Below are 18,108 nucleotides of genomic sequence, written 5' to 3'. Positions count from 1 at the left end.
ATTCAAGGCTTTTACTTTAGTTATCAGTTAGTTTTTCCTGGATATGTCTTCAGTGCTTCACCAAGGATATAAATTGCCTTTTTCAAATCATCGCAATTGAGAACATAGGCCAGCCTAGCCTCATTAACCCCCAACTCAGGGTCGCTGTAGAAACCGTTGCCGGGAGCGAACATAACAGTTTCGTTATCAATAGCAAAATTTTCCAAAGTCCAGATAGCAAACTTTTCAGCATCGTCTACGGGCAGCTGCACCATAATATAAAAGGCTCCCTTAGGATCGGAAGCAACTACGCCAGGCAGCTCTTTAAGCGCGGCAACGATCGTATCGCGGCGTTTTTTGTACTCTTGATTCACTTCCTCCAGATAGCTGACGGGAGTAGTATATAAAGCGGCTGCGCCGACCTGTTCCAGAATCGGGCTGCACAGACGGCCCTGGCAGCATTTGATAATCTGCTTGGCAAGCTCTTTGTTTTTGCTGATTATGCAGCCGATACGGGCGCCGCAGGCACTGTAGCGTTTAGAAACCGAATCAATGATGATCAGGTTGTCGGCAAGCTCGGGCATTGTGCCAAAGCTTCGGTAAGCGCCGTCATAAACAAATTCACGGTATACCTCGTCAGCGATCAAAGCCAGGTCATATTTGCGGACGATTGCTGAAATCATATCCATTTCTTCCTGTGTATAAACAACACCGGTCGGATTACCGGGATTAGTCAGTAAAACAGCTTTTGTTCTGGGCGTGATCTGCGCTTCGATAGCAGCAGCGTCAGGCAGATGGTAACCGTCAGTCACATTTGTCTGTACAGCGTTGATTTTAGCGCCGAACTCTCTGGCAAAAGTAGTATAGTTAGCATAAAACGGCTCGAATACCATGATCTCGTCTCCTGGATCACATAAGGCCATGACAGCAAAAATCAAAGCTTCGCTGCCGCCGTTGGTAATAAAAATATCATCGGCAGCAAAATCCATACCTTTTTCGGCATAGTATTTGCGTATCGCTTCGATCAGAAAACCTTCGCCTTTGGAATTGCCATAAGCAATTACCTGCTCGTCATAAGTGCGGATGCTTTCCATAAACTGGTCAGGAGTTTTGATATCGGGCTGTCCGATATTCAGATGGTAGATTTTTTTACCCTTCGCTTTAGCTGCATCTGCATACGGCGACAGCTTTCTGATAGGTGAAGAAGTCAAACTTTGGATACGTGCTGAAAGTTTCATGTAAAATCCCCTCACTGCTGATAAATTTTGTCCGGGCGCCAGGACCCGGGGTTATTCTGGCACTTGGCAGCATTTCTGCTGTCTTGCCAAGTGTTCATATTATATCATAATTAAATCGTTATTTTTAGCATCAGGATAAAAAAATGTAAAAATATTTTACAAAACGGCCTGAAATACAGCAAAAGTGTTTCAAAAAATACTTTTTGCTTCTTAAGCATAACGGCAGCATTTGATTAAAAAAGTGCGTTGAGTCATATAATTGTATGAAACCTTCATCTATGGTAAAATATACTGATAGAATATTGCAGATTGGGTGATTTTGTGCATTTAAAGTCATTTTCGACTTATGGATTCAAATCCTTTGCAGATAAAATTGAATTAAGCTTCGGTTCGGGCATTACGGCAATCGTTGGACCTAACGGCAGCGGCAAGAGCAACATTTCTGATGCGATCCGCTGGGTACTGGGCGAGCAAAGCGCCAAATATCTGCGCGGCAGCAAAATGGAAGATGTTATTTTTTCCGGCAGCGGCAAGCGCAGGCCTTTGGGTGTTGCCGAAGTGACGCTGGTTTTTGACAACAGCGACCATCGCCTCAGCCTTGATTTTGATGAAGTAAGCATTACCCGCCGCGTTTTTCGCAGCGGTGACAGCGAATACTCCATCAATAAAAAGAACTGCCGTTTAAAAGACATTCTTGACCTTTTGGCAGATACTGGTCTGGGACGTGGTTCTATGTCTATTATCGGTCAGAATAAGATCGATGAAATACTGAACAGCCGTCCTGAAGAACGCCGTGCTTTGTTTGAAGAAGCCGCTGGTATTGCCAAGTTCAGGATGCGTAAAAAAGAAGCTATGCGGCGTCTGGACGATACCGCTGCCAACCTGACCCGCATCAACGACATCAAAGCCGAAGTCGAAGGTCAGGTCGAGCCTCTGCGCCTGGCTGCAGAACAAACACGCAAATTCAATCTGCTGGATAAAGAACTGCGTGCCTGCAAACTGACCCAATTTGTGCACAAGATAGAAAATATTGAAAATATTCGGCAGAAGCTGAACACACAGGATGCCGAACTTGAAAATAAAGTACTGGAACGCGCTACTGCCGTCAGCACACAGGAAGCTGAATGCAGTGCCTTACAAATGGAGCTGGATAAGCTCAGTGAAGCCTATAACCGTATTCAGGACGATATCAAAGAAAAAGAAACAGCTCTGGAAAAACTGCGTGGTCAGGAAGCTGTGTTGGCAGAGCGTGTTCGGCAAAGCGAAAAATCAGGACTGCGTTTGGAAGAGCAGGGCAAAAAGCTGCAGGAACAGATCGCAGCTTTGGATACTCAGCTCAAAACGATGGTCGTGGATTATGACCGTTTAGAAGCGCAGCAGGCTGCCGCACAGCTTTTGGTAAGCAGGCTGACCGGAGAACAGGCAGAAAAAGAAACACGTATCAGCGAAGCTGAAGCGGCAATGGAAGATATGAAAACAGCTGCTTTCGATAATATGCGTACAATGGTCAATCTGCGGAATGAGATCCGTAGACTGGAGCAGGAGCAGGAACAGTGGATGCGTAAGCGTGACGCCCTTAAAAAGAGCATCGCCGAAGCAGAAACCGCAGGCGAAGAACTGCAGACCCGTTACCGTAATATGAACGATGAGCAGAGCAATGTAGAAAACTCTTTGGAGCTTATTAAACGCGATGGCAGGGAAGTGAGCGCGAAAGCTGCCGAAGAAACCGAAGCGCTGAATAAAGTTCTGTCGCAGCATAAAGACTGTCAAAACAGGATCACAGCGCTGGAAAGTCGTTTGAACCTGCTGCAGAATATGCAGAAAAGCTATGAAGGCTTTGGCTATGGGATCAAAACAGTGCTGCAGTCGCAGGAACCCTGGCGCAGTGACGTTATCGGTGTTGCCGCCGAACTGATCGAAGTGCAGCCTGAATATGTAGTTGCAATAGAAACTGCATTAGGAGGAGCGGCGCAGAACCTTGTTATGGGCAGTTCGGAAGCCGCCAAAAAGGCTATCTCCTATCTTAAACAGCGTCAGGCCGGCCGGGCGACCTTCCTGCCGCTTGATACTATCAAATATTATGAACGCCGCAGTGAAGAAGAGGCACTGGCAAAACTGCCGGGTATTCGGGGATTTGCTGCCGATCTGATCGGTTATGATATAAAACTGGCGCCGATCTTTAAATTTTTGCTGGGTCGGGTGCTGGTAGCGGACAATATGGATGCCGCTTTGGCAGCCGCCAAAAAAAGCAGCTTTCGTACCAGAGTCGTTACTTTGGCGGGAGATGTCGTCAATGCCGGCGGTTCGCTGACCGGCGGCAGCAGGCAGCAGAAGGAAGCCGGCTTTCTGTCGCGCGGCAAAGAGATCGACGAACAGGAAAAAAAGGCAGGTGTCTTGCGCCGTGAGCTGTTGGGATATCAGGAGCTGCTTGAAGAACACGAAGGCACCTTAAAAGTTTATAACAACAAACTGGTGGAATTGCGCCAGGACCTGCAGCAGAAGGAAATCCGCAAAGCTGAACTGGGCGTAGCTCTGGAGCGTTTAAGCGCAGAGCAGCGTCAGGCTGCGGAACGGCTGGAGCTTCTGCTGGATGACCGTAATCAGGTTTCTCAGGAATATATGGCAGCTCGCCAGCAGCTTACCGACCTGCGCCCGCAGCTAACGGCTCTGGAAGCCGAAGACGCACAGGGCAAACAGCTGCTGGATGATCTGCAGAAACAAACGGCCGCAGACCACAGCGCGCTGGCATCTATCCGCAATCGTCTGCAGGATGCCAGGGTCGAACTGGAATCGACTGCCGCACGGACTACGATGATGGCCGAGCGGATGCAGCAGCTTGATGCCGATATGGGGCGTATGCAGCAGGAACTCGCTGCTAATGAAGACGAGCAAAAGCATTTGCTTGACGTGATAACGGCCAGCAAAACCAGCACTGAACAGCTGGCTGCCAGCAGTACCGCATTACTGGCCGAATTACAGACCGTTGTCGGCGGTAAAGATGAATTCGGGGCCAAACGTATTGCCATTACTGAAAAGCAGGCAGTGGCAGGCGAGAGGCTGGATTCTTTGAAAAAAGAACTGACTGTTGCTGAAACCAGGCGCAATCAGGCAGCGATGGAAATGGTACGTCAAAACAGCGACTATGACCATGCTCTGGAACAGCTGGCGACTGAATACCGTATTACTCTGGACGAAGCACGTGCCAGCGGTGATCTGCTGGATGAAAGCGATGCGGCTTTACGTCGGCGTGAACTGCGTCTGGAGCGTGAAATTGAAACCTTAGGCCCGGTAAATCCTGCGGCAATCGAACAATATGAAGCTGTCAGCGAGCGCTACGAATTTTTACAGCGTCAATACAGCGATCTTTCAGAGGCCAAAGCCAATCTGGAAGCAGTTATCAGCGAAATCAACTCCGGTATGGCCAAACGCTTCAAAGAGGCCTTCGGAAAAATAAACGAATATTTTTCCGACTGTTATGTGCGTTTATTCGGCGGCGGTACTGCTGCTTTAAAACTTACTGACCCTAATAATGTTTTAGGCAGCGGCATCGATATCGAAGTGCAGCCTCCCGGTAAAAAACTGCAGAGCCTCTTCCTGCTATCAGGCGGCGAGCGGGCCCTGACGGTTATCGCCCTGCTGTTCGCTCTGCTCAGCTATCAGCCTTCGCCCTTCTGTATCCTTGACGAAATAGATGCGGCGCTTGACGAAGCTAACGTTGACCGCTTTGCGAAATTCCTGGCAGCCTATGCCGAAAGCACGCAGTTTATTGTTATCACACACCGCAAAGGCACTATGGAAGCCGCGCATGTTCTGCACGGCGTTACCATGGAAGAATCCGGTGTTTCTAAATTACTATCTGTCAAATTGAGCGAAAAGGAGTGAGAACATGGGATTTTTAGAACGACTGAAAGACGGACTCAGCAAGACCCGCCGCAACTTTACTGACCGCATCGAAGAACTTGTAGGTATGTCGGCTAAAGTCGATGAAGACTTTCTAGAAGAACTGGAAATGATCCTTCTGAGCGGTGATGTTGGTGTCAAAACCACAGAAAAGCTTATCGATGCTGTTCGTCAGGCTGCTAAAAAGAAAGAAATCGAGGGGACGGAGCAGGTTATGCCGTTCCTCAAAAAATATATTGCCGAAATGCTGCAGGACGAAGGACAGCGTACCCGTATCGGTGCCAAACCTACGGTTATTCTTGTCGTGGGCGTCAATGGTGTTGGTAAAACCACTACTATCGGCAAGCTGGCCAACTATTTTCATCTGTTCAAATACAAAGTCATGCTGGCTGCCGGCGATACCTTCCGTGCCGCCGCTGCCGAACAGCTGCAGATTTGGGGGGAGCGTGCCGGCTGCGAAGTTATCCGTCACGAAGAAGGCGCTGATCCGGCTGCCGTGGTTTTTGACGCTGTCAAAGCTGCTATTGCCCGCAATGTCGACGTACTTTTTATTGACACTGCCGGACGGCTGCATAATAAAACCAATCTGATGAACGAGTTGGAGAAAGTACACCGCATCATCAAACGCGAGATACCAGAAGCTCCGCATGAAACCTTTCTCGTGCTGGATGCAACGACAGGGCAGAACGCTATCAATCAGGCCAAAGTCTTTATGGAAACCGCCAACGTCACCGGTGTTGTGCTGACCAAGCTCGACGGTACGGCTAAAGGCGGTGTCGTTATTGCTATCAAAGAAGAACTTGGCTTGCCTGTTAAGTGGATCGGTGTCGGCGAAGGCATTATGGATTTCCGGCCCTTTGAAGCCGATAAATTTGTCGACGCCTTGTTTGATGGTGACAAGTAAAAATGCTTGACAGCCTCTACGATTTTCGATATAATACCAAAGTCGGATAAAATATGTAAAGATTTTGGTGATTGAAATGCAGGAAAACAGTTTGGAGCAAAGAGTACGGTTAGGACGTTTGTTCGATGCCTACGGCTGCCTGCTCACCGAAAAACAGCAAAAATGTCTGGAGCTGTATTTCTGCGACGACCTTTCGCTGGCTGAGATAGCCGATGAACTTGAAGTATCAAGACAAGCGATACATGACCTTATCAAACGGGTAGAGCATACTCTGGAACGCTATGAAAGCAAACTGGCGCTGCTGGCCCGCGATGATCACGATAAAAAGCTGCTGGAAGAAATGAGCCGGCTGCTGGCTGACCACCTTGCCCAAAGCGGTGGTTCGGTAGAACTTCAACAAGTACGCCGCATTTTAGACGAATTGAGCGGCGAAAGTAGGTAAAAATGGCTTTTGAAAATTTATCTGAAAGACTGCAAAATGCGATAAAAATGTTCCGCGGCAGCGGCAAAATAACAGAAGACGATCTTAAAGCGCCTCTGCGCGAAGTGCGGATGGCTCTGCTTGAAGCCGACGTCAACTTTAAAGTCGTTAAAGATTTTGTTGCCAATATCAAAGAACGCGCGCTGGGCGAAACAGTTCAGCAAAGCCTGACTCCCGGTCAGCAGATCATCAAGATCGTCAACGACGAACTGACCCAGCTTTTGGGCGGCACACAAAGCAAGCTCACCGTAGCGGACAAACCGCCTACAGTCATTATGCTGGTAGGTCTGCAGGGCGCTGGTAAAACTACTACCGCCGGCAAGCTTGGCAGCCTGCTGCGGAAAAAAGGCAAAAAGCCGTTGCTTGTAGCGGGCGACGTTTACCGTCCTGCGGCTATCAAACAATTACAGGTTCTGGGCGAACAGCTCTCACTGCCTGTCTTTGCTCTTGGCGATCAGGTATCACCGGTCGAGATAGCGCGCAAGGCAATGGATAAAGCATTCTCACTGGCTTGCGACACGGTAATCATCGATACCGCGGGCCGCTTACATATCAACGAAGAACTGATGGACGAACTGCGCAATATCAAAGCTGCCGTCAATCCGCATGAAATATTGCTGGTTGTCGATGCGATGACAGGCCAGGACGCAGTCACTGTAGCCGAAAGCTTCAACGGCGAGCTGGGCATAGACGGACTTATCGTTACCAAGCTCGACGGCGACGCCAGAGGCGGTGCTGTATTGTCAGTAAAAGCAGTTACCGGACGCCCGGTCAAATTTGTCGGTATGGGTGAAAAGCTTGACGCTTTGGAACCTTTCCATCCCGACCGTATGGCATCCCGTATTCTGGGCATGGGCGATATCCTGTCTCTGATCGAAAAGATCCAGTCCACGACCGACCTTGCCAAAGCTTTGGAAATGGAAAAGAAACTGCGCAAAGACGAATTCACGCTCGAGCAGTTCCTGGAACAAATGCAGCAGGTCAAAAAAATGGGCTCGCTGGAAACTATTTTGGGGCTTATCCCCGGTATGAGCGGCATCAGCCAAAAGCTGAAAGAAGCCAACGTTGACGAAAAAGAATTCGACCGCGTTGAAGCCATCATCCGTTCCATGACCCCGAAAGAACGCCGTCATCCCGATATCATCAACGGCAGCCGCCGTAAACGTATCGCAGCAGGCTGCGGTATGCGCGTGCAGGATGTCAACAAGCTTCTCAAAAACTTTGAAGAAAGCAAAAAGATGATGAAAAAGATGCAGGGTATGGCTAAGTTTGCTTCAAAAGGCGGTTTCAAAATGCCTTTTATGAACAAATAAATTTAAATCAACATCTGGTTTAAGGAGGTGAAATAGACATGGCAGTTAAAATCCGTTTAAAACGTATGGGCTCTAAAAAAGCTCCTTTTTACCGTATCGTTGTTGCTGACTCCCGCTCTCCGCGTGACGGCCGCATCATCGAAAGCATTGGTTTCTATGATTCCACTGTACAACCCGCTACCGTAAAGATCGACGAAGAGAAAGCTCTTTCCTGGATGGCTAAAGGTGCACAACCTACTGATACCGTTAAAAACCTTTTCAGCAAAGACGGCATCATGAAAAAATATGCTGAATCTAAAGCAAAATAAGAAATGAGGCGTGATTTGCATGAAAGAATTGGTAGAAGTCATGGCCAAGTCTCTAGTGAGTAATCCGTCTGCAGTAGTCGTGGAGGAGGAAACCACCGGAACATCAACGGTGCTTCGCCTCCATGTTGCTCCTGAAGATATGGGTAAAGTTATTGGAAAACAGGGCCGCATTGCTAAAGCAATCAGAACTGTCATGAAAGCTGTTGCAACCCGTGAGAATGTAAAAGTTGTCGTAGAGATTGTCTAAGACGTATAAGGATGGTAAACGATATGGATAAAATGTTTGTACGTGTTCCGGTTGCAATAAAAGCAAAAGTAACAGAAGATCTCAAGTTGAAAATTATTGGAGATGTCCAAAACACCATAAAAACGATTAATCTGGATATCGAGCACTTCGAATTCCAAGCCAAAAAAGCTCTTTCTCAGGCCGCCAGCGACCTGAGCGTACTTCCTTCACTGCGTGAGCAGATTGAAATGGAAAGAAACAAGATCAATGCCGCTAAAGCAGAAGCCGAAGATAAACTTAAACGCGCTGAAGCCTTGGAGATCGGTGCGGAGATCGGTCACGGTACACTTGAACGTACTGTCGAGATCACCATAGGCACTGATATCGACGCTCTGATGGGCGCTGAGATCCTCACTGAGGATGGCAAGATCATTGCTTTCCGCGAATGATATGGAAAAACAAGTAGTTATTGGCACTATTATCGCTCCGCACGGTGTGCGGGGCGATATTCGTATTCTGCCGCAGACAGATCATCCTGAACAATTTTTAGAGCTTTCCTCTTTGCTGCTCGAAGACGGCCGTTCGCTTCAGATCACCTCTGCCCGGTTCCATAAACGTATGGTACTGATGAAATGCAGGGGTGTGGAAACAATGAACGATGCCGAACTGCTGCGCGGCAAAAAGGTTTTAATCAACAGTGAAGATCTGCCTCAGCTTGAAGAAGGCGAATATTATGTAGCCGACCTGCTCGGACTGCCCGTATTCGATACGGCAGGAACACAGCTCGGCACATTGAAAGACGTGCTCAGCACCGGCAGCAACGACGTTTACGTTATTGCTGTACCGGAAGGCAAGGATATCCTCGTCCCGGCCCTCAAAAAGCACGTTAAGGAAATCAATATTACAGACCGTAAGATCGTGGTCGAATTACCTGAATGGACAGATGCACCGTGAGATTTCTCTTTATTACCTTATTTCCTGAACAAATTGAACAAGCGGCTGGTCACAGCATTATCAAACGCGCCGTCGATGCGGGACTTGTAGAAGTCAGCTGCATCAATCCGCGCGATTTTGCAACTGACAGGCACCGTACAGTGGACGATACGCCCTTTGGCGGCGGTGCCGGCATGGTTTTGAAGCCAGAGCCGATGGTAGCGGCTATCCGCATGGCCAAACAGCAGCTGCCTGCAGCGAGGGTTATTGCCATGTGCCCGGGCGGGCGCACATTAAAGCAGGATATCGTTGAAGAATATGCCCGCAGCGGCCAGGATCTAATTCTGGTCTGCGGTCATTATGAAGGCTTCGATGAACGGATCTTCAACTGGGTCGATGAAAAACTTTCCATTGGCGACTATGTACTTACCGGCGGCGAACTGCCGGCACTGATAGTTATGGACGCTGTAGCGCGCTTTATACCGGGCGTGCTTGGAAAAATGGCCAGTGCCGTTGAAGACTCTTTCAGTACGGGACTGCTGGAATATCCTCAGTACACCCGGCCGGTGGAATTTGAAGGACTGGAAGTACCGGAAGTGCTGCGTAACGGCAATCACGCTCTGATCAATCGCTGGCGCCGTAAAGAAGCCCTTAAAGCTACTTATCTGCACAGGCCTGATCTGCTTGCAGAGCTTGGCAAAGAGGATGTGTTGCTGCTTAACGAAATCAAACAGGAACTCGCAGGTGATAATAATGGCTAACCTTTATCTGGGGCTGGTGCATTATCCTATTTACAATAAAAATATGCAGGTCATTGCTACTGCCGTCACTAACTTCGATATCCACGATATTTCGCGTACCGCTCGCACCTATGATGTCAAAAAATATTTTTTGATCCATCCGCTGGAGGTACAGGCTGAAATCATCAAAAGGATAACTGACTATTGGCAGCATGGTTACGGCAAAACCTATAATCCTGACCGCAGCAACGCGCTGGAACGTGTAACCTATACGTCCAGCATTGAGTCGGCTATTGCCGCGGTTACTGAAATAGAGGGGCAGGCGCCGGTTACGATTACTACCGATGCCCGCACCTATCCTAATACAGTGACCTATGGCTTTGTACGAAAGTTGCTGCACTGCGGTGATAAACCTCTGCTGCTGCTTTTTGGCACCGGCTTTGGTATGGAACAGGAAACAATGAACAGTTTTGATTATGTACTTGAACCTGTTTATGGTCCCTGCGACTATAATCACCTGTGTGTGCGCTCTGCGGCTGCGATTATTTTAGACCGGCTGGCCGGTGAGGCCTGGTGGGAAAAATAACTGTCAAAATGCTCAAAAAATAATTGCAACTAATTGAACAGTATGATATAATGTCATTTGTGTAAAACGGACGGTCCGCTGTGGTGTGTTCGCACATGAACGTCTATGATTCGAGGAGGAAATTATGAATATTATTGAAGTATTGGAACAAGAACAGCTTCGTTCCGACATCCCTGACTTCCGTGCAGGCGACACCGTAAAAGTTTATGTAAAAGTAGTCGAAGGTACTCGTGAACGCGTACAGATGTACGAAGGTGTAGTAATTGCACGCAGCGGCGCCGGCGTTCGTGAAATGTTCACCGTTCGTCGTATTTCTTACGGCGTAGGCGTTGAAAGAACATTCCCGATCCACAGCCCACGTTTGGAGAAAATCGAAGTTTCCCGTCGTGGTATCGTTCGCAGAGCAAAACTCTACTATCTGCGCAGCCTTACCGGTAAAGCTGCTCGTATTCGCGAACGCAGATAATCGGTATCAAATTACAGATCGTAAATCAAGAGACCCTTTCAGTTCAGCTGAAAGGGTCTTTTTGTATTTTAATCAAGATAAATTCTACCATAATGGATAAAAACAGCATTACCATATAGGTAAGTAAAAATGTGCATCTTACTTAATAGTTATTGAAAAGTAGCGGCTGAAATATCAATAGCATTACCGCAATAATTGAGCAATTTGCAGTTGTCTAAATAAAAAAACAGACATTCACGTTTCGTGAATGTCTGTTTTTTATTTGCCTGATCCTTAATGCGCCAAAAGCTGCCGCATTTTATCAAGTGCTTTTAGCCGGTGCTTAGTAACGTTGCGTACAGTGCAGCCCAGACGTCCTGCCACCTCGGTCGGCTTCAGGTCATCTAAAAACAGCAGCGTCAGTATTTTCCTCTGTTCTGCACTTAACTGCCGCAGCGCTTCCTGCAGTTCCAGTGAAAGTAAAAAACGTGCCAGCTCGTCCAGACGCTCACCTGCTGCACAGCCTGTCTCCAGCAGGGCGATTCCGGCTTCGCTGTCCGTATCTGTCGGGGTTTCGTTTTCCCAAATTCTGCCCTGCTTCTGCATCGCGTCAAAAACAGCAAAATGCACCTTACAGCGTGCCAGTCCGGGCCAGTTTTCAAAATCAGCGCCCTTATACTGCAAAACCAGCTCGATAAAGGCCAGAACGGCGATACCTTCTGCGTCTTTTCCCAGCGACCGGTAAAACATCTCACGGCGGGCCTCGCTTTTTAAAAGCGGCTTAAAATCCGCGCATAACTGCAGCAGTGCTGCTTTATCACCAGCCTGGGCGGCGGTTATCAATGCTTTCAATCTCTCTGCCTGTTCAGGTAAATTTTTTATAACGATCAGTTCTCTCTATAATTTTATGATACCCGGCTATACTGTAAAACGTCGCGCGCAACAACAAACAGTCTAAACTTTTGCGACGAAAATTAACACCCTATACAATCAGGTGTTAATTTTATGCCTTTACTGCTTAAAATAATGGCGGGAGGGATAGCATGCAAAAATATATAGGCCGGCAGCTGAAAACAGCGCGGCTAAATAAAAAGCTGACCCAGGAACAGATCGCTGAAGCAGTAGGCTTATCGGCCAAGCACTATGGCTGTATCGAACGCGGCGAGGTCAGCACAACTGTGGCCGTACTGACACGGTTGCAGCAGGTGCTGGAATTTGAAGTGTCTATAATGATCAAAATTTAGTCTGCTTTGGCAGGCTATTTTTTTTCGATGTTTTCGCCGGGCTGCTGGTGAAGTACGTACACGCACTTGCGCTGCAGCGCAAGTGCCGCGGAGCGTAATAACGCGGCGCAGAAAAAAATTTAAAAATAGCCTTCTCGTGTCTTGTCGGGGGGGACATCTGTGATAAAATAACTAAAGAATTATATAAAATAGTTAAAAAATACAATATAAAACAAGTTAAATATGACTTTTGTTTTAAAATATTGATTTAAAAACAGCGTATTGAAGTCAGGCAAAAGCTTTGGTTCCTGCGGCGTCAGCCGAAGAAATATATTGTTCAACAAATTTTAAGGAGTTGATTTTGGTGTATTTGAAAACAAGTAATAAAAAACAGCTGGCAGCAGCAGTAACGCTGGCTGTAATGGGAATGGCATGGGTGGCTGTGCCGAGCCAGGTATGGGCGGCCGACGGCGGTTTTGGCGCCATAAATAATCCTATCAGTCTGGAAATTTACGCAGAGCAAAATAAGAGTGGCGGTAAACTGGATACTGCTCGTAAAAACTATGAAGGATCAAATGTTTATGTATCCCAATATCACTCTGCTTATACCGATAACGAAAAAATCTTCGCCAGCGGTGATATGACAGGTAAAACTATTTCTCTGAGCAATATGACAGTCCGGGCTGTTGTTGGGAAAGACGGTATAGGGCAAGCTGCCGATCTGGCACAGCATGCAACACAGGGTCAGGACGGCGGTTTTGGTTATGGCGCAGGGCTTGTCAATCAAAACGGCATGTCTAATGCTGTTATCGCAGTTGGTTCTGCTGAGATAAATGTTACCGGCAAAGCCCTACAGTTGACAGTCAGTTCAGATACCGGCGCCGCTTTGGGTCTGCTGGCGCATAAATATATTGACGATACGGAAGGCAAAGGCCGGATAACGCTTGGTGAAACCGGCGGTGCAAATCTTATAAAAGTTACTGCTGGCGGTGGGAATGCCAGGGCTGTTGTAGCTGATGCCGAGGGCGTTATTACTTTTAAAGAACAAACTGAACTGGCGGCTCAAAGTACTGACTACACAGAAACGGTTTCTGCTTTAAATGGCGGCAAGGTAGTTTTTGAAGATACTGCCGTAATAACTGCGACCGGTACAGGCTACGTTTACGGTGTCAGCACTTATTTTGATGGTAGCTCGGTTACTGAAGACAGCTCGATCGATTTCCAAAAAGGAGTATACATCAATGCGGCAGGAGGTACGGCTATCTCTGCCGCGGGCAACAGCGATACCAGCGCTGAAGGTATTGTAACTATCAATCAGGGTTCAGCAGCCGGTGCTAATGAGGTTGTTATTTTCGGTGACATTGAAAGTGATATTAAAGGGGTGGTCAATGTTAACTTGAATACTGCCGGCTCTGTTTTTAACGGCAGCACAAGTTTGTATGATGACGGAGTTATTAAGCTTGCTGTTACGGACGGTGCAGCTTGGCGTCTTACAGGAACTTCGAGCGTTACCGATCTGAATGCGGCTGCTGGCGGCAAAATCGATCTGAGCGGTGACCGGGGTGCGTTTAGTACTCTTGCTATTCAAAAGCTTACTGGTACAGGCGGCAGTTTTATTGTTGATAACGACGGGAGTGACAGTGACAAAATAACCGTTGCCGCTTCTGATAAAGGCATTCATGGGATAACGATAAATAATATCAGTTCGCTGGTGGGGAAAGAGCTGAAGCCTGAAAATACTTTTATTACTGTTACCGGTGATGCTGACTTTGTGGGTGAAACTACTTATGGCGGCGGTATTTACGAATATACGCCGGTACTTGATTCTGCTGTGGCAGGCGGACAGAAGAACTGGTACGTCAGAGATTTGGACAGCAGGGTTGTTGGTGACGCACTGGCGGTAGCAGGGGCAAATGCACCTTTATATTATGCCTGGGTCAACGGCAATGGTAATCTGCACAGCCGCTTGGGTGCACTGCATCAGAACGCTGAGCAGGGAGCATGGGCACGCATCTTTGGGGGTAAGTTGGATGGAAACGGTTTCAGTGATAAATATCATACTTATCAGGTTGGTTATGATATAAAGGCGGGAAACTGGAAAGTCGGTGCGGCGTATGAATATACGCAGGGTAATGTTAAAGGCAGCGGCAGCAGCGGTGAGAATAAAATCGGAGCTTTGAGTCTGTATGGTACCTTACAGCAAAATGATGGTGCTGCTTGGGATATCATATTGAAACACGGTCGTATCTATGGCGATATCAATACCTTCATTCAGTATCCTGACAGCGGCGATTATGAAACTGATGCAACTTCGTTGAGTGTTGAATATAACAAACGGATTGCGCAGAAAAACGGAATGTTTTTTGAGCCCCAGGCACAGTTCACTTATGGGCATATCAATGGCAACAGTTATGGTACATCTAAAAATATTGCTGTTGCTAATGAAGGTATTGATTCTTTAGTTGGACGATTAGGGATAGCTGTCGGCAAGCAACTGGAACAAGGCTGCATTTATACTAAAGTTTCTGTACTGCATGAATTTTATGGGGACGGCAGTGCAAGTATGCAAGATAGGAACGGTGCTGCTTTGAGTAATGATTTTGATTACGGCGATACCTGGCTCGAAGTAGGCATCGGAGGCAATATCACTTTAGGTAAAAACTTTGAGCTGTACGGTGATGTGGAACGCAGTTTTGGCGGTGACGTAACTAAAAACTGGGGAGCCAACGTAGGCTTCCGTTACAGCTTCTAAGGCAGGACGGCAATGAAGATATAAAATTATTTTAAAAAATTATGTTATCAGCCCCGCTTTTAGAGCGGGGTAAAGCGGATGCGATTTATAAAACAATTTAGGGAGATTGGTTCGATGCAGAAATATAATCAAAAACAAAACAGTGAATTACGTAAGAAAGTACTGCAATCGTTGATTATTGCAAGCACCGCGTATGTTTGCACATTCGGGGGGGACAACGCAGCCTGGGCATCTGATTATACCGGTACTGATACTTTAAGTACAGGAACTTGGGGCGCAACTTACGATAAAATCACGATTACCATGGATGATCCGGGAAAAAACTGCGCCGGCATTTATACTTATGGCAGAAATAATACGACAACGGCTACTGAACGGGTGACGGTTACGCTGTCGGATGCTGGGGACACTTATGGTTATAACGGTATTTTTGTGGACGGCGTATCAAAATTGGACGCTAAAAAGGGTATCGAGCTGACTATTAACGGACTTGGCACGAATAATCAGTCCGGCGAAGCTCAGGCCTGGCGCCATGGCCTGCGTGTCGAGACGCAGGGGAAAGTAGATTTAGGAACAGATATCGGCTCTGTGATTACGATAAACAGTAATGCTGCTGAAAGTTATGCCAATGGTGTTTTTGTTGATGGATCCAGCGCTGGTACTGGCAGTGAAGCCAGTATTAAAGGCGGAGATTTAACAGTCAATATCAATAAAGATAATGTAATGCAGCAGATGGATTATGCTGCCGGTGTTACTTTGTACAATGGTTCTAAAATGGAGCTGGCGGGTGACCTGGACATACATTTGGAAGCTGCCGGTGTCGATGGCATCAGAGCCAATAACTTAAATTATTCTGGTGATATCAATACTTTGCAGGTCAAAAACCTGGCTATCTATGGCAAAGCAGTGAATGGTTCCGGTTCAGGGATATACCTGATGGGTGAGCACGATTCAGCTAATGTCAGTGACAGTACTAAGATAGAAATATTGGGCGAATATAATGTTTATGGCATTAACATAGACAGCACCGGTGTTACGGGTAGTTTTGGCGATACTGAACTTACCCTTACCTCTAACACGGCAAACAACACTGACGTTCGTGGTGTGAGACAATGGGAATCTGCAACAGAGTATGGGGATTTAACGATTACAGCCAGGTCCGTAGGGGCTGACATTACCAGTATTGAATTAAATGGTAAGGGTACGATAAACATCCAGGGCGATTTAAAAATTGATGCTCAGGGCAACGGAAGGTATGTTGAAGGAATAGAAGCCAATTCTTTGGGCGAAGTGAAGGTTGCGGGCAAGGCGGACATCGCTGTAGGCGGTGAGAATGACGGCTCCGTTATGTACGGCGTTTATGCCCAGGAACACAGTAAAGTAGCTTTTGCCGATGATGCGAGGATTACAACGACCACCCATGCCGGGAACAGCAATACCAAGATGTATGGCATTTACAGCCGTACCGATGCGGAAGTTGCTTTTGCCAAAGGCTTGACTGTTAAAAACGGTAATCTTGGCGCGGCCATGATTGCTGAAGGCGGCAAGGTGGAAGTCAACATGGCCGGTGGTAATGACGTCAAGCTGGAAGGCACTGTTGGTTCCAGTGCGATGTATAACAGTGCCCATGAGTTAACATACGGAACGGTAAAAATAAATTTTGATACGGCGCAGTCCTATTTTTCTGGCAGAAGCTATAAGACAGAGGGCAGTATCAATGATTTGCAATTTACCAATGGCTCTTATTGGGATATGAAGGGCAATTCTTCGCTCACCGACCTTACGGTAGGCAAAGGCTCAGTAGTCAATATGACTGCCGACAGCGGGCGTTACTGTAGCCTGCAGGTTGATAATATGACTGCTGCAGACGGAACCTTTGTAATGAACGCAGGTGCTGTTGACGGTGGCGGCAGTTACAGCGACAAGCTGACTATTGATAAAAATTCTGCGGCCGGCACTAATGCTATTAAAATCGTTTCGACTGGCGGGTTGGAGGCTGCGGCAAGAAACCATGCGGTTTTGGTAAAGGGAGCAGCGGCTGATACCAAGTTTGCCGTTTCAGATTCTGTTTATGCTAATGGCTTGTACGAATTTGATATTACCCTGGCAGATAAGGAAAATGATGGCAAATATGATTGGGTAATCGGTTCGCTTGGTAAAACTAACGTCAACAGCGTGGATGTTATGTCCGGCAGTCATCGGGTTGCTTACGGCGCCTGGGTCGAAGGTAACGGTACGCTGCGCCAGCGTTTAGGCGAGCTGCAGAGCGGCGCCGATAACGGTGTTTGGGCAAGAATGTTCGGCGGTAAGCTGGGCGGCGATGAATTTACTAATAAATATAAAACTTATCAGTTTGGTTATGACGCTCAGGCTGGTGACTGGCTTGTGGGCGCTGCCTACGAATACAGCGACGGCAGCCTGAATTATACCAGCGGCAGCGGCAAGAACAAAATTGGAGCTGTAAGTTTGTATGGAACGTTGCAGGGCAAAGATAACAGCGCTTTAGACATTGTAGTTAAACGCGGCCGTATTTATGGTGATATGGATATCTATGGTAAATACAGCGATCAGGGCGATTATTCGACCGATGCGACTTCGATAGGTGTTGAGTATAGCAAACGTTTTGACGGCGGTAATAATGTTTATTTTGAGCCGCAGGCTCAGCTGACTTTTGGTCGTATCGACGGCTATGATTACATTAGTAATAAAGGTGTAAAAGTGGCTTATGACGATCTTAACAGCTTTATCGGTCGTTTAGGTATTGTGGCCGGTAAAGCCTTCAGCAGAGGTGATGTTTATGTCAAGGCTTCGGTTCTGCACGAGTTCAGCGGCAACAGCAGTGTCACCATGCTGGCTGCTAATGGTGAAAGTTACAGCGCAGACAAAGATTACGGCAATACCTGGCTCGAAGTAGGCATCGGAGGCAATATTACTTTAGGTAAAAACTTTGAGCTGTACGGTGATGTGGAACGCAGTTTTGGCGGTGACGTAACTAAAAACTGGGGAGCCAATGTAGGCTTTCGTTACAGCTTCTAAGGCAGTAAGTTGAGTAGTTGGCAGGCAGTATGGCAGCAGAAAAA

General features: G+C 47.3%; 16 protein-coding genes. 14 read left to right on the top strand and 2 right to left on the bottom strand.

The genetic code is table 11. The features are described from left to right. Positions 1–23 precede the first annotated feature (23 nt). Positions 24–1,217, bottom strand: coding sequence for a pyridoxal phosphate-dependent aminotransferase (locus C8D73_RS02350; protein WP_113077187.1), 1,194 nt, complete (start codon positions 1,215–1,217; stop codon positions 24–26). A 321-nt stretch (positions 1,218–1,538) separates the two neighbouring features. On the opposite strand from C8D73_RS02350, the gene smc reads away from it, so the two are divergent. The 11 genes from smc (at position 1,539) to rplS (ending at position 11,074) form a co-directional block, all read left to right on the top strand. Beyond that, the gene (gene smc / locus C8D73_RS02345; RefSeq protein ID WP_170123155.1) at positions 1,539–5,099 is read left to right on the top strand and encodes a chromosome segregation protein SMC; all 3,561 of its coding nucleotides are present in this window, start codon (positions 1,539–1,541) and stop codon (positions 5,097–5,099) included. Between the two features lie 4 nt (positions 5,100–5,103). Beyond that, positions 5,104–6,021 carry a signal recognition particle-docking protein FtsY gene (gene ftsY, locus C8D73_RS02340; protein WP_021717244.1) on the top strand — a complete coding sequence of 306 codons (918 nt, stop codon included), beginning with the start codon at positions 5,104–5,106 and terminating at the stop codon, positions 6,019–6,021. Between the two features lie 76 nt (positions 6,022–6,097). Beyond that, positions 6,098–6,463 carry a YlxM family DNA-binding protein gene (ylxM, locus tag C8D73_RS02335; protein ID WP_113077185.1) on the top strand — a complete coding sequence of 122 codons (366 nt, stop codon included), beginning with the start codon at positions 6,098–6,100 and terminating at the stop codon, positions 6,461–6,463. A 2-nt stretch (positions 6,464–6,465) separates the two neighbouring features. Further along, positions 6,466–7,815: a signal recognition particle protein gene (ffh, locus tag C8D73_RS02330; RefSeq protein WP_021717246.1), complete on the top strand. Its 1,350-nt coding sequence runs from the start codon at positions 6,466–6,468 to the stop codon at positions 7,813–7,815. Between the two features lie 38 nt (positions 7,816–7,853). Further along, positions 7,854–8,123: a 30S ribosomal protein S16 gene (gene rpsP / locus C8D73_RS02325; protein ID WP_021717247.1), complete on the top strand. Its 270-nt coding sequence runs from the start codon at positions 7,854–7,856 to the stop codon at positions 8,121–8,123. Positions 8,124–8,142: 19 nt separating this feature from the next. Continuing rightward, positions 8,143–8,370, top strand: coding sequence for a KH domain-containing protein (locus tag C8D73_RS02320; protein WP_021717248.1), 228 nt, complete (start codon positions 8,143–8,145; stop codon positions 8,368–8,370). A 23-nt stretch (positions 8,371–8,393) separates the two neighbouring features. After that, positions 8,394–8,798, top strand: coding sequence for a YlqD family protein (locus tag C8D73_RS02315; RefSeq protein WP_021717249.1), 405 nt, complete (start codon positions 8,394–8,396; stop codon positions 8,796–8,798). Continuing rightward, positions 8,782–9,303, top strand: coding sequence for a ribosome maturation factor RimM (rimM, locus tag C8D73_RS02310; protein ID WP_227202360.1), 522 nt, complete (start codon positions 8,782–8,784; stop codon positions 9,301–9,303). Before C8D73_RS02315 ends, rimM begins: the two co-directional genes overlap by 17 nt. Further along, positions 9,300–10,043 carry a tRNA (guanosine(37)-N1)-methyltransferase TrmD gene (trmD, locus tag C8D73_RS02305; RefSeq protein WP_021717251.1) on the top strand — a complete coding sequence of 248 codons (744 nt, stop codon included), beginning with the start codon at positions 9,300–9,302 and terminating at the stop codon, positions 10,041–10,043. The genes rimM and trmD overlap by 4 nt, the downstream gene beginning before the upstream one ends. Beyond that, entirely contained in the window at positions 10,036–10,608 is a 573-nt protein-coding gene (locus C8D73_RS02300; RefSeq protein WP_211305765.1) for an RNA methyltransferase, read from the top strand. Before trmD ends, C8D73_RS02300 begins: the two co-directional genes overlap by 8 nt. A gap of 124 nt (positions 10,609–10,732) precedes the next feature. After that, a complete protein-coding gene (rplS, locus tag C8D73_RS02295) occupies positions 10,733–11,074 on the top strand; it encodes a 50S ribosomal protein L19 (protein WP_021717253.1) in 342 nt (113 codons plus the stop codon). A gap of 273 nt (positions 11,075–11,347) precedes the next feature. Here the strand turns inward: rplS and C8D73_RS02290 are convergent, their stop codons facing one another. After that, positions 11,348–11,905, bottom strand: coding sequence for an RNA polymerase sigma factor (locus C8D73_RS02290; RefSeq protein ID WP_170123154.1), 558 nt, complete (start codon positions 11,903–11,905; stop codon positions 11,348–11,350). Between the two features lie 191 nt (positions 11,906–12,096). On the opposite strand from C8D73_RS02290, the gene C8D73_RS02285 reads away from it, so the two are divergent. The 3 genes from C8D73_RS02285 to C8D73_RS02275 all read left to right on the top strand — a co-directional run bounded on the left by C8D73_RS02285 (position 12,097) and on the right by C8D73_RS02275 (position 18,064). After that, entirely contained in the window at positions 12,097–12,297 is a 201-nt protein-coding gene (locus C8D73_RS02285) for a helix-turn-helix domain-containing protein (protein WP_113077182.1), read from the top strand. Positions 12,298–12,640: 343 nt separating this feature from the next. Continuing rightward, on the top strand, positions 12,641–15,028 hold the full coding sequence (locus C8D73_RS02280) for an autotransporter outer membrane beta-barrel domain-containing protein (protein ID WP_113077181.1): 2,388 nt from the start codon (positions 12,641–12,643) through the stop codon (positions 15,026–15,028). A gap of 114 nt (positions 15,029–15,142) precedes the next feature. Then, a complete protein-coding gene (locus C8D73_RS02275) occupies positions 15,143–18,064 on the top strand; it encodes an autotransporter outer membrane beta-barrel domain-containing protein (protein WP_170123153.1) in 2,922 nt (973 codons plus the stop codon). Positions 18,065–18,108: the final 44 nt, after the last annotated feature.

It is taken from the genome of Phascolarctobacterium faecium DSM 14760, assembly GCF_003269275.1.
Taxonomy (GTDB): domain Bacteria; phylum Bacillota; class Negativicutes; order Acidaminococcales; family Acidaminococcaceae; genus Phascolarctobacterium; species Phascolarctobacterium faecium.
Note: the sequence above shows the minus strand (reverse complement) of the source record. Positions and strands in the feature narration are given on the sequence as shown.